Raw genomic sequence first — 12,388 nt, 5'->3', positions numbered from 1 at the left:
TCAGATGTAGCCTTCCCGCAGGGCATGGGCCACGGCGTGGGCCCGGTTACGCAGGTGCAGTCGGGTGGTCAGCCCGTGCATCACGTTCTTGACGGTGCGTTCGGAGTAGGACAGCTTGCTGGCGATCTCACCGGTGTCGAGTCCCTCGGACACCAGCCGCAGTACGTCCACCTCACGGGGTGTCATCCCCGAGGCCGGAGCGCCGGTACGGCCGGCGGCGCCGCGATGCAGGGTGCCCACCTGGTTGATCAGCCGGCCGAGCAGATCGGCGGGCAGGTCGCCGTCGCCCCGGGCGGCCGCGAGCACGGCCTGCACCAGCCGGGTCGCGGTGGCCTCGCGGCGCCACACGATGGCACCGACCCCGCACTCGATCACGTCCAGCAGCTCCGTCTCCCGCAGCGCGGACACCACGAGCACCGCCCGCGCGCCCTCGCTGCGCACCAGCCGGCGCAGCCGGGTCAGGGCGGTGTCGTCGAGGACGTCGTCGATGAGCAGGGCCACCGTGCCGGGGCCCGACTCGGTCTCCTCCCGCAGGTCGATCTCCGGGAACCGGCGCAGCTGGCTGAGCGCTCCCTCGCGCGATATCGGGTCCGTGGCGTGCACCGCCACGGGTATCCGGGACGCGGAGTCGGCCGTGCCGGGGCGTGTGGTCCGCGATGAGCTGAGCAACCGTTTCCCCTATGTCCGCGTACGCGCCACCTCGGTGGGGCCGGTGGCGGATGTGCACTCCTCACCCTTCTGGGGCGGACGGTCCGGTCGCAATCGTGGATCACCACGAGACGCACCACGAGATCGGCCCCGCGCCGACCACGAGACCGCCGACGGCCGCACAGCGGCCTGCGGTGACGGCCCGTCCGGTTCCACCGGGGCCGGAACTCGACGCCGTGGCACTTGTCACGGCACCAGCCCCGGGCGCAGGCCGTCCTCGACGGGGGAAGACGCCACGTCCGACCAGGGAGGCAGGAATGCCTGATCCTCAGCCCGAGCAGCTGCGGCGTGCGCGGCCGGCCGAACACCGGGAGGCCGCCGCCCTGCTGACGGCCGGCCTCGCACGCGCCCGGTCCGGAACGGGCGGCCTCGTGCTGGTGCGCGGAGCGACCGGCACCGGCCGGACCAGCGTCCTGGAGGCAGCCGCTGAGGCCGCCGCCGCACAAGGCGTGCGGGTGATGCGTGCCCGCTGCTCGCCGGGTTGTGCGGCGGGGCCCTTCGCCGCCGTGCTCCAGCTCCTCGGACCCGTACCGGGCTCGGGTCAGTTCGACCCGGCCGGCGACGAACGCGAGCAGGGCGCCGTGTTCCGGCACGCGCTGCGCTCGTACGCCGGTGAGTCCCCGCTGCTGCTCGCCGTGGACGACGTCCACCTCGCCGACGGCCCCTCGTACCGCTGGCTGGTGGAGGCCGCCCGGCACGTGGACCGATTACCTCTGCCGATCCTGCTGGCCGTCACCGAACGCAGCCAGTACGACGTCGATCCGCCGTCCCCGGGCTTCACCCACACCCTCTCTCCCGCCCTCGTCGACACCCACACCCTGTCCCCGCTCACCCCGGACTCGGCGACCGGCCTGGTGCGAGCGGAGCACCCGAACGCCCCCACGGCATGGGTCGAGAGCTGTGTCCGGGCCGGCGCGGGCAGCCCCCTGCTGCTGAGGGCCCTCCTGGACGACCTCGGCGCCTCCGCCGGGTACGCGACGTACCCCGACCTTCCCGAGGCCTCCGCCGCCCTGTACCAGGGCTCGTATGTGGCCGCCGTGCGGTGGTGGCTGGACAGTGCCGGGAACGGCACGGCGGAGGTGGCCCGGGCTCTCGCCGTGCTCGAGGAGGGAAGGGAGCGGGCCGGAGGGGGAGCGGGCGTGCGCGAGGCGCCGGCCGGTCTGCTCGGGGAGCTCGCCGGTGCCGATCCGGCCCGGGTGGCGGGCTGGCTCACCGCGATGACCGGGCTCGGCCTGCTGCGCCCCGGCCCGGACGGACTGCCCCGCTACGCCCATCCGCTGCTGAGGGACGCCGTACTCACCGGCGTCCCCGCGGCCCGGCGGCGCGCGGTGCACCGGACCGCCGCCGAGGCGATGCTGCATCGCGGTGCCCCCACCGCGGCGGTGGCACGGCACCTGCTGCGGTCCGGCCCCGTGGGCGCCTCCTGGGCCCCGGCCGTGCTGCGGGACGCCGCCTCCCTCGCGCTGCGCGACGGCCGCTCCGACGACGCCGTCGCGTTCCTGCGCAGGGCCCTGGAGGAGCCGCTGCCCGACGACCACCGGCAGCGGGTGCTGACCGAGCTGGGCTCCCTGGAGTGCGCGGGCCGGGACTCCTCGGCCGGTATCCCCCGGCTCACCGAGGCACTCGGGCTGCACGGCACACCGCAGGACCGGGTGCGTGCCGCCGTGGCCCTCGGCACCGCGCTGGCCGGACGCGGCCGGGCCCGCGCCGCCGTCGAGGTGCTGCGCACGGTGGACGGCCAGCTCACCGGACACCCCGACCTGGGCGGTGCCCTGGAGACCGCGTCCGCCCTGCTGTCCGACCAGGACCAGACGGTCCGCAGCGACGTGTACCGCCGCCTGTCCGAGACCGCCGAGCGCTCACCGGAACTCGTAGGACCGGCGACCCGGGCGTTGCTCGTCCGGTACGCGGCCAGCGCCGCACTGACCTCGGCGGGTGACGCGATGCGGCAGGTGCGCGCGCTGCTCGCCGAGCCGGCCCATCCGCTGACCGAGCCCTTCCTGCTCGGCACGTCCGCCGCGGTCGCCCAGTGGGCCGACGAACTGGACGAGGCCGACCGCCTCGTGGACCGCGGCCTGGCCGGACAGCGCCCCGACCTGCTGCACCCCATGCACGCGGCACTGCTCAACACGCGGGCCGACATCGCCGCCGCGCGCGGCGAGTACACGCTGCTGCCCGCCGAACCCCCCACCCACGCCCACGGCCCCTCCAACGTGCACGCCACCACCCTGATCGCACTCGTGGAGACCGGCCGCACCGCCGAGGCCCGGCGGCTCGCGGACGGCTTCGACCTGCGCGAGGCGCCCGACAACTGGGAGCTGAACCGCTTCCTGTACGCCCGGGGCCTGCAGCGCGCCGCCGCGGGCGACACGGCCGGGGCCCTGCACGACTTCCTGGAGTGCGGCCGCCGCCAGAGTGCCCGCGAGGTGGTCAGCCCGGTCGTCACCCCGTGGCGCTCCGCCGCCGCCGAATGCCGACTGGCCCTCGGCAGCCCCCAGGAGGCGCTCGCCCTGGCCGAGGAGGAGTTGCGCCTGGCCCGGGTGTGGGGCACGCCCCGCACGGTCGGCCGCGCCCTCAGGGTGCTCGGCACGGTCACCGGCGGCCGCCGGGGCCTGCGCCTGGCCGAGGAGGCGGTGGCCCTCCTCGCGGACGCGCCGGCCGCCACGGAGGGGGAGCTGGTGGCCGCGCTCCTGGCGCAGGGCCGGCAGCTGACCGCCGCGGGCGAACGCGCCCGCGCCCGGGGCTGTCTGCGGACCGCCGCGGAACGCGCCGAACGCCTGGGCGCGGTGCGGCTGCGGACCCTGGCGGAGGAGGCCCTGCGCGAGGGCGGGGCCCGCCGCGCCGCCACCGCCCGCACCGGCTCCGGCGCCCTCACCGGGAGCGAGCTGCGCATCGCCCGGCTGGCGGCCGGCGGCCGTACGAACACCGAGATCGCCGGCCTCCTCCACCTCGCCCGGCGCACCGTCGAGACCCACCTGACCAGCACGTACAAGAAGCTGGGCATACGGCGGAGAGGTGAGCTGGGACAGGCTTTGAGCGGGGACTGACCCATCACGGAAGAAGGCCCCGGCGCCAAAAAGTGTTATCGCCCCGCCCTTCACGCCATCTCCACCCTGTGATCCCCGACATGGCGGGGACCCCCGGACCGGCTGAGAGGGTGCGTGCGGAACATCAGTGATCCGGACATCAGTGATCCCAGGCGTCGAGAGGCCACCGTGGACAGTCAGCACTGGCGCGCCACCGTCACGGCGGCGCGGGACGGCGACCGGCAGGCGCTGGATGATCTGGTCGCGGGCTGGCTGCCGCTGGTCTACAACATCGTGGGCCGGGCCCTGAACGGCCACGCCGACGTCGACGACGTCGTCCAGGAGACCATGCTGCGCGCGGTCGGCAACCTCGGCTCCCTGCGCGACCCGGACAGCTTCCGGTCCTGGCTGGTGGCGATCGCCATGCGGCAGATACGGGACCGCGCACGCCGCAGGACCCCGGACCGGCTGGAGGAGACGGCGTCCTCCGACTTCGCCGACCTGACCGTGCTACGACTCCAGTTGGAGGGCCAGCGGCGCGAGGTCGCCGAGGCGGCGCGATGGCTCGACGACGAGGACCGGCAGCTGCTGTCGCTGTGGTGGCTGGAGGTCGCGGGCGAACTGACCCGGCGCGAACTGGCCGCCGCCGTCGGCATCACCCGGCAGCACGCCGCCGTGCGCGTCCAGCGGATGAAGGAGCGCCTGGAGACCTCGCGCGGCATCGTCCGCGCCCTGGACGGCGCCTGCGCCGACCTGCGCGAGCTGACCGGCCGCTGGAACGGCCGGCCCGACTCGGTGTGGCGCAAACGGCTGGCCCGCCACATCCGCGGCTGCGGCTACTGCGGCGGCACCCGCGCGTCCGTCGTACCGGCGGAACGCCTCCTGGTCGGCATCGCGCTCGTCCCGCTGCCCGTCGGGTTCACCCTGTCGCTCGCCTTCGGCGGCAAGACGGCCGTGGCCGCGGGCACCGCAGGCTCCGTCGGCTGGTCGGCCAAGCTGCTCGGCGCCCTCACCAAGCCGGCCGTCGCGATGACCGCCGGCGCGACCATCGTCGCGGGCGGCGCCTACGTCGTCACCCAGCCGCCGGACGCACCGCCGCCCCGGGCCGCGGTCACCCCCACGGCGACGGCCACCACGCCCGCACCACCCCCACCGACCTCCGCCCCGCCCGCCCCGAAGCCCTCGCCGACGAAGAAGGCCGACCTCTACGGCACGGTCGTCGACGCCGTCGACCGCGCACCCGACCCGAACACCCGGCCCGCCGCCCTGCCGCGCCGCCCCGAGGCCGGCATCACCAGCACCGGCGGCCCGAAGGCCGTCATGCAGCACCGGGGCGACAGCGTGACGCTGAGCGGCCGGGGCTATGTCCTGGTCCGCTGGCAGATCTCGCCCAAGTCCCGGCCCGGCGCGCTGGTCATGCCCTCCTGGACCGGCCTGAAGGGCAAGCTCTTCCACGTGGCCTCAGGCGGCTGGCGCAGGATGGACGACCCGCTGCCCGGCGCCCCGGACGGCTACGCCACCGGCATGGGCGGGCCCGCCATCGGGTACGCCGAACTGCCGTCAGGCACCCAGCAGATGTGGCAGAACGAGTACTTCTGGGTCGACGGCACCGTCACCCTCACCCAGAACGAACGGGGCTGCGACTACGGCCTGACCGTCTTCCCGTCGAACCGGCAGGCCGTGGAGGAGGACATCAACGCGGGTCCCGCCCAGGGCGCCCTCCGCTACGGCCTCGTCCGCGACACCGGCACGGACAGCGCGCCGGTGCCGCAGTACGTCACCCGCTCGACCCCGGACGATCCGGCGACGGTGCCGCAGCGCTCGCGCGTGTAGCGCACAGCACGTCGACGCGGTTGGTCGTGATCGAGTCCACCCCGGCGTCCAGGAGCCGTCGCATGGAGCGGCGGGTGTCGGGGGTCCACACGGACAGCAGATACCCGTCGCGGCGCACCTGCTCGGCGAGGGGCCGGTCCACCAGCGAGAAACGGTAGTTGAGCCAGCGCGGGCGGATCGCCTCCAGCAGGACCGGCCGGGGCGGGGCCAGGGTCGTCCAGGTCAGGGCGATCTCCGCGTCCGGGTCCGCCGCGCGCACGGCGAGCATGGCGTCGGCGCCCGCGCAGTAGTACACGCGGTCCGCCGCCCCGGCCTCCCCTACGGCGTCCATGACCCGGCGCACGGCCCGCACGCCGGGCGAGCCGGGCAGGTCGATCATCACCCGGTGCCCGTCGGTCGCGGCCAGCGCCTCCGCCAGGGACGGCACCCCGCCGCCGGTCAGCCCGCGCACCTCCTCCCAGGACAGCGCGCGCACCGGCCGCTCCTGCTCCCAGAGCCGCTTCAGCGTGTCGTCGTGCAGCAGCACCGGCACGCCGTCCCGGGTGAGGCGTACGTCGATCTCCACCGCGTCCGCGCCCCGTCGAAGCGCGGAGCGCAGCGAGGCGACGGTGTTCTCGCGGTGGCGGTAGGGGTCGCCGCGGTGGCCGACGGCGAGGGGAACAGGGGTCACCGGTCGAGCCACCCCGCGGTGTACGTGTCGATCTCGCCCTTGATCCGGGCCTTGCCCGCCGCGTCCAGGAACGACACGTCGACGGCGCTCTTCGCCAGCTCGGCCAGGCCTCGCTCGTCGAGGCCGAGCAGCCGGGCGGCCACCGCATACTCGTTGTCGAGGTCGGTGCCGAACATCGGCGGGTCGTCGGAGTTGATCGTGACGACGACCCCGGCCTCGACGAACTCCTTGATGGGGTGCTCGTCGAGGGTGCGGACCGCGCGCGTGGCGATGTTGGAGGTCGGGCACACCTCCAGCGCGATCCGGTGCTCGGCGAGGTGCGCGAGGAGCCTGGGGTCCTGCGCGGAGCTGGTGCCGTGGCCGATGCGCTCGGCCCGCAGATGCGTGAGGGCGTCCCACACCGTCTCCGGGCCGGTGGTCTCGCCGGCGTGCGGTACGGAGTGCAGCCCGGCCGCTATCGCCCGGTCGAAGTACGGCTTGAACTGCGGACGCGGCACGCCGACTTCGGGCCCGCCCAGCCCGAAGGAGACCAGGCCCTCCGGGCGCAGCCGGTCGTCGGTGGCGAGCCGGGTCGTCTCCTCGGCGGCCTCCAGACCGGCCTCGCCGGGGATGTCGAAGCACCAGCGCAGCACGGTCCCGAACTCGGACTCGGCGGCCTTGCGGGCGTCCTCGATCGCGTCCATGAAGGCACGCTCGTCGATGCCGCGGCGGGTGGAGGAGAACGGAGTGATGGTCAGCTCGGCGTACCGCACCTGCTGCCGGGCCAGGTCACGGGCCACCTCGTAGGTGAGCAGCCGGACGTCCTCCGGGGTGCGGATCAGATCGACGACCGACAGGTACACCTCGATGAAATGGGCGAAGTCGGTGAAGCTGAAGTAGTCGACCAGGGCGGCGGGATCGGTCGGCACCTTGGAGTCGGGATGCCGGGCGGCCAGCTCGGACACGATCCGGGGAGAGGCGGAACCCACGTGGTGTACATGCAGCTCGGCCTTGGGCAGTTCCGCGATGAACGCCGCGAGATCGCGCGGGGCGCGGGGGTCGACGAGATGCTGGGTCAAGGTTCCTCCCCGGAACGGCGCCCCTGCCGGCACGGGGCAGGCGGGCGCGGGTGATCGGCTGATCGATGACTCGGAAGCATCGTATGCCGTGGGTGCATCGCCCTTCTTTTTCGGGGGCGCGGGGCTATATCGACATGCGGCTTCGCCGCGTGGGCGCGACCAGCCCCGACGCACCCGCACGATGGCACGCACCGAACCGCCCCGTAGCATGACGGCACGAACGATCCCGGGGGGATACAAGATGACGGACGCGACGCAACCTGACGGCAGCAGCCACGACCCGTGGGCGCCTCCGGAGCACAAGACCTCACTCGACAAGAACCAGACGCCACCGCCGCCGTCCGTGCACGACCAGGCCACGGTCACCTCGATGCCCAGCGTCGGCTTCACCCCGCCCACCGGCACGCCGCAGTTCGACCACACCGGCTCCGGCCCCACGGTCCCGCCCCCGCCGGCAGCGCCCGGCGGCTACGGCTACCCCGGCTACCCCCAGGCGGGCTCCGGCTACCCCCAGAGCGGCTACGGCTGGTCCGGCATGCCGATGGTCCCCCAGAACGGCATGGGCATCGCGGCGATGGTGCTCGGCATCGTCTCCTGCACGCTGTTCTGCCTGTACGGCGTGGTCTCGCTCGTCACCGGCATCCTCGCCGTGGTCTTCGGCCTCAAGGGCCGCAAGCGGGCCGAGGCGGGAGTCGCCACCAACCACGGCCAGGCCCAGGCGGGTCTGATCATGGGCATCATCGGGATCATCCTCGGCATCACGGTGATCGTCCTGATCGCCGTCGGCATCACGGCCGCGATCAACAGCGACACCTCGTCCGACGACGACCCGTACTACGGCGCCCACGGCCCCGTGGCCACCGCCCCGTCCCACCGCTGAAACACCCGTCCTCCTCGGCGGACTTGGCTACTACGATGCCTTGGTCTGACAACGGAGGGGAGTTCGTCCATGTCCAACACCAATCCCACCCCAGGTGGGTTCGGTCCGCCGTCCCAGCCGCCGCAGCCCCCGCAGCAGCCGGCCCCCGGCTACGGCTACCCGCAGCAGTCCGGCCCGGGCTACGGCTACCCCCAGGGCAGCCCCGGCTACCCGGCCGCGCCGCCCGTGGGCTACCCGCAGGCGCCGGGCTACGCGATGCCCGCGCAGCCGAGCAACGGCATGGGAACCACCGGACTGGTGCTGGGCATCATCGGCGTGGTGTGCAGCGTGACCTTCCTGCTGTGGTTCTTCGGCGTGATCCTGGGCATCCTCGCGATCATCTTCGGCGCCATCGGCCGTCGCAGGGCCACCCGTGGTGAGGCCACCAACAAGGGCGCGGCGACCGCCGGCCTGGTCTGCGGCATCATCGCGACCGTGATCCTGCCGCTGCTGGGGTTCCTGCTCTTCGCCAGCATCATGGGCGGACTCGGCGCGGCGAGCTGAAACCGCCGCTCACAGGGGGCCGGTCCCAAGGACCGGCCCCTCACTCATGCCCGCGCTCAGGCCCCGCGCAGCCGCTCCCGCGCCGCCATCAGCGCGAACCCCAGCAGGTTCGGCCCCCGCCACCGCTCCGGATCCGACGCCGCCTCGTCGTCCGCGGCCAGCCCGATGCCCCACACGCGGTCCACGGGGCTGGCCTCGACCAGCACCCTCTCGCCCGTGTTCAGCAGGAACTCCCGCAGCCCGGGATGCGCGGCGAACTTGTGGACGCTGCCGTCCACGACGATCCGGAACCGCTCCCGCTCCCATATCGCCTCGTCGAAGCCGCGCACCAGCCGCCCGGCCTTCTTCGCCTCGGCGGGACGGGCGGCGGCCAGCACGGCACGTTCAGCCGCCGCGTCCCCGAACAGCCGGGCCTTGCCCGCCATCATCCAGTGCTCGGCCGTCGCGTACTCCACGCCGGCCACCGTGAACGGCGCCGGCCACCACTGGCTCAGACAGCTCGCCCCGATCCGGCCGTCCGGCCGCGGCCGGTGCCCCCAGAAGTGCAGATACCTGATCCTCGCCCCGTCGCGGCAGGCCCTGATCAGGGCCTCCCGGGAAACGACCGCCCCCGTGATCTTCTCCATGCACCCGAGTCTGGCACGCACCACTGACACACCGTCCTGCCTTTTCGTGGCGGACTCGACACCTGGTCGACAGATTCCGTCGCGTAACCAAAAATCAACAACGGAATCCCTTGTTGGTGTGACATCCCTCTGTCAGGATCGGCACTCAAATCGAGCCTGAGCCACGCCGGCCCCACCAGGGGACACGGAGGAGAGCCACATGCACAACCCGGGCAACGCCACCCCGGACCGATTTCCGGCCGCGGAGCGCTTCGAGGAGGGCGCTCAGTTCATCGCGGGCCGCCTGACCAGGGGCACCTCCGGCCGTACCCACGCGGTCGTCGACCCGGCGTCGGGCGAGGAGGTCCTCCGCTACGAGCTGGCCGGCACGGCCGACGTCGACCGGGCCGTCGCCGCGGCCCGCGAGGCCTTCCCCGGCTGGGCGGGCGCCACGCCCGGCGAGCGTTCCGACGCTCTGCACCGGTTCGCCGCAGTCCTGGCCGACCGGGCCGAGGACTTCGCCCGCGCCGAGTCGCTGCAGTGCGGCAAGCCGCTGAAGCTGTCCCGCGAGTTCGACGTCCCGGGGTCCATCGACAACACCGCCTTCTTCGCCGGTGCCGCGCGGCATCTCCAGGGGCAGTCGGCCGGTGAGTACTCCGGCGACCACACGTCGTACGTCCGGCGTGAGCCCATCGGCGTGGTCGGGTCGATCGCGCCCTGGAACTATCCCCTCCAGATGGCCGCCTGGAAGGTCCTCCCGGCGATCGCGGCGGGCAACACCATCGTCCTGAAGCCCGCCGAGCTCACCCCGCTGACCTCGCTGCTCTTCGCCCAGGCGGCGACGGACGCCGGGATCCCGGACGGTGTCGTCAACATCGTCACCGGCACCGGACGGGAGGTCGGCGAGCACCTCGTCGGCCACCCCGACGTGGCCATGACCTCCTTCACCGGCTCCACCGCCGTAGGCAAGCGCGTCGCGGAGATCGCCACCGCCACCGTCAAGCGCCTCCATCTGGAGCTCGGCGGCAAGGCGCCCTTCGTGGTCTTCGACGACGCCGACCCGGAGGCCGCCGCCCACGGCGCGGTCGCGGGCGCGCTCATCAACACCGGGCAGGACTGCACGGCCGCCACGCGCGCGTACGTGCAGCGGCCGCTGTACGAGGCCTTCGTGGAGCGGACCGCCGCGCTCATGGAGAGCGTCCGGCTCGGCGACCCCTTCGCCCCCGGCACCGACCTCGGGCCGCTGATCTCGCACGTCCAGCGGGACCGGGTCGCCGGTTTCGTCGACCGGGCGCGTGCCTACGCGCGCGTGGTGACCGGCGGAGAGGCACCGGAAGGCGAGCTGGCCAAGGGTGCCTACTACCGGCCCACCCTCATCGCCGACGCGGCCCAGGACAGCGAGGCCGTCCAGTCGGAGATCTTCGGGCCCGTCCTGGTGGTGCTGCCCTTCGACACCGACGACGAGGGCATCGCCCTCGCCAACGACACGCCGTACGGGCTCGCGGCCTCCGCCTGGAGCCGGGACGTGTACCGGGCCAACCGGGCCACGCGAGAGATCAAGGCGGGCTGCGTCTGGGTCAACGACCACATCCCGATCATCAGCGAGATGCCGCACGGCGGTCACAAGGCCTCCGGCTACGGCAAGGACATGTCCGCGTACTCGTTCGAGGAGTACACCCAGATCAAGCACGTCATGTTCGACAACACCGCGGTGGCCGCGAAGGACTGGCACCGCACCGTCTTCGGGGACCGATAGCAGGAAGTCAGGCCGCCTGACCCGCGGCCGCCCACCCTCCGAAAGGGCACCACGCGCATGGAGCAGTACGAGCCCGACCGCCTGTCCCCGGCCCAAGTGGCCGCCGTGCGGCGCAGCTTCAGGAACGGCAGGGCCGCCCTCACCCGGCGGTCCCTGCTCCGCGCCTCCGCCGGCGGGGCGCTCGCGGCCGGCGGACTCGGGACGCTGAGCGCCTGCGGCATCCCGGCGGCGGGCCAGTCGCAGGGCGGCGTCTCGGCGCAGGACCACTCGGCCAAGGAGAAGACCGTCGCCTTCTCCAACTGGACCGAGTACATGGACGTCGACGACAGCGGCAAACACCACCCGACGCTGGAGCAGTTCACGAAACGCACCGGCATCAAGGTCAAGTACACCGAGGACATCAACGACAACAACGAGTTCTTCGGCAAGATCAAGCCGCAGCTCGCCGCGGGCCAGGACACCGGCCGCGACCTGATCGTCCTCACCGACTGGCTGGCCGGACGGCTCATCCGCCTGGGCTGGGTGCAGAAGCTCGACCCGAGCAACCTGCCGCACGCCTACGCCAACCTGTCGGCCCAGTTCCGCAGCCCCGACTGGGACCCGGGCCGCGCCTACTCGTACGTCTGGCAGGGCATCTCCACCGTCATCGCGTACAACAAGAAGGCCCTCGACGGCGTCGAGGTGAAGTCGCTCTCCGACCTGCTCGACAACCCCAAGCTCAAGGGGCGTGTGGGCTTCCTGTCGGAGATGCGCGACAGCGTCGGCATGACGCTGCTCGACATGGGCAAGGACCCGGCGAAGTTCACCGCCGACGACTACGACGCGGCCATAGCCCGGCTCCAGAAGGCCGTCGACAAGGGCCAGATCCGCCGCTTCACCGGCAACGACTACACCTCGGACCTGACCAGCGGCGACTTCGCCGCCTGCGTCGCCTGGGCCGGTGACGTCGTCCAGCTCAAGGCCGACAGCCCCGACATCGACTTCCTCATCCCGGACAGCGGCTACATGACGTCGACCGACAACCTGCTGATCCCCAACAAGGCCCGTCACAAGACGAACGCCGAGCGGCTCATCGACTTCTACTACGAGCCGAAGCCGGCCGCCGAACTCGCCGCGTACATCAACTACGTGTGCCCCGTCGACGGCGTGAAGGCCGAGCTGGAGAAGATCGACAAGGACGCGGCGAACAACCCGCTGATCATCCCCGACAAGGCCATGGCCGCGAAGTCCCACGCCTTCCGCTCGCTGAGCTCGAAGGAAGAGACCGAGTTCGAAGCGAAGTTCGCGAAGCTGACGGGGGCGTGACCAC

The 12,388-nt window shown here is 73.0% G+C and carries 10 protein-coding genes; 6 read left to right on the top strand and 4 right to left on the bottom strand.

All coding sequences use genetic code 11. The features are described from left to right. Window positions 1-669, bottom strand: coding sequence for a helix-turn-helix transcriptional regulator (locus ACZ58V_RS00360; protein WP_382830816.1), 669 nt, complete (start codon window positions 667-669; stop codon window positions 1-3). Between the two features lie 296 nt (window positions 670-965). Here ACZ58V_RS00360 and ACZ58V_RS00355 point away from each other — a divergent pair, with 296 nt between their 5' ends. Next, window positions 966-3,755: an AAA family ATPase gene (locus tag ACZ58V_RS00355; RefSeq protein WP_471287705.1), complete on the top strand. Its 2,790-nt coding sequence runs from the start codon at window positions 966-968 to the stop codon at window positions 3,753-3,755. A gap of 168 nt (window positions 3,756-3,923) precedes the next feature. Next, window positions 3,924-5,567 carry an RNA polymerase sigma factor gene (locus ACZ58V_RS00350; RefSeq protein ID WP_471287702.1) on the top strand — a complete coding sequence of 548 codons (1,644 nt, stop codon included), beginning with the start codon at window positions 3,924-3,926 and terminating at the stop codon, window positions 5,565-5,567. Here the strand turns inward: ACZ58V_RS00350 and ACZ58V_RS00345 are convergent. Then, complete coding sequence (locus ACZ58V_RS00345) at window positions 5,512-6,237, bottom strand: glycerophosphodiester phosphodiesterase (RefSeq protein WP_471287700.1); 726 nt, start codon at window positions 6,235-6,237, stop codon at window positions 5,512-5,514. The two genes, ACZ58V_RS00350 and ACZ58V_RS00345, sit on opposite strands and share 56 nt — an antisense overlap. After that, window positions 6,234-7,295, bottom strand: coding sequence for an adenosine deaminase (locus tag ACZ58V_RS00340; protein WP_468195157.1), 1,062 nt, complete (start codon window positions 7,293-7,295; stop codon window positions 6,234-6,236). The genes ACZ58V_RS00345 and ACZ58V_RS00340 overlap by 4 nt, the downstream gene beginning before the upstream one ends. Before the next feature lie 241 nt (window positions 7,296-7,536). Between ACZ58V_RS00340 and ACZ58V_RS00335 the strand changes: the two genes are divergently transcribed. Together ACZ58V_RS00335 and ACZ58V_RS00330 are read left to right on the top strand one after the other, a co-directional pair. After that, the gene (locus ACZ58V_RS00335; protein WP_471287697.1) at window positions 7,537-8,175 is read left to right on the top strand and encodes a DUF4190 domain-containing protein; all 639 of its coding nucleotides are present in this window, start codon (window positions 7,537-7,539) and stop codon (window positions 8,173-8,175) included. Between the two features lie 69 nt (window positions 8,176-8,244). Next, complete coding sequence (locus tag ACZ58V_RS00330; protein ID WP_471287695.1) at window positions 8,245-8,718, top strand: DUF4190 domain-containing protein; 474 nt, start codon at window positions 8,245-8,247, stop codon at window positions 8,716-8,718. A gap of 56 nt (window positions 8,719-8,774) precedes the next feature. Here ACZ58V_RS00330 and ACZ58V_RS00325 read toward each other — a convergent pair whose 3' ends face one another. Further along, window positions 8,775-9,344, bottom strand: a complete 570-nt coding sequence (locus tag ACZ58V_RS00325; RefSeq protein ID WP_468195163.1) for an NADAR family protein — start codon at window positions 9,342-9,344, stop codon at window positions 8,775-8,777. A 199-nt stretch (window positions 9,345-9,543) separates the two neighbouring features. Here ACZ58V_RS00325 and ACZ58V_RS00320 point away from each other — a divergent pair, with 199 nt between their 5' ends. Further along, window positions 9,544-11,079: a gamma-aminobutyraldehyde dehydrogenase gene (locus tag ACZ58V_RS00320; RefSeq protein ID WP_468195165.1), complete on the top strand. Its 1,536-nt coding sequence runs from the start codon at window positions 9,544-9,546 to the stop codon at window positions 11,077-11,079. Between the two features lie 57 nt (window positions 11,080-11,136). Beyond that, the gene (locus ACZ58V_RS00315; RefSeq protein ID WP_471287693.1) at window positions 11,137-12,384 is read left to right on the top strand and encodes a polyamine ABC transporter substrate-binding protein; all 1,248 of its coding nucleotides are present in this window, start codon (window positions 11,137-11,139) and stop codon (window positions 12,382-12,384) included. Window positions 12,385-12,388: the final 4 nt, after the last annotated feature.

Source organism: Streptomyces sp. NPDC040589 (assembly GCF_055594445.1).
Note: the sequence above shows the minus strand (reverse complement) of the source record. Positions and strands in the feature narration are given on the sequence as shown.

Coding starts and splice junctions, on each gene's coding strand:
- ACZ58V_RS00355 (WP_471287705.1), top strand. CDS start 966: ATGCCTGATCCTCAGCCCGAGCAGCTGCGGCGTGCGCGGCCGGCCGAA.
- ACZ58V_RS00335 (WP_471287697.1), top strand. CDS start 7,537: ATGACGGACGCGACGCAACCTGACGGCAGCAGCCACGACCCGTGGGCG.
- ACZ58V_RS00330 (WP_471287695.1), top strand. CDS start 8,245: ATGTCCAACACCAATCCCACCCCAGGTGGGTTCGGTCCGCCGTCCCAG.
- ACZ58V_RS00325 (WP_468195163.1), bottom strand. CDS start 9,344: ATGGAGAAGATCACGGGGGCGGTCGTTTCCCGGGAGGCCCTGATCAGG.
- ACZ58V_RS00320 (WP_468195165.1), top strand. CDS start 9,544: ATGCACAACCCGGGCAACGCCACCCCGGACCGATTTCCGGCCGCGGAG.
- ACZ58V_RS00315 (WP_471287693.1), top strand. CDS start 11,137: ATGGAGCAGTACGAGCCCGACCGCCTGTCCCCGGCCCAAGTGGCCGCC.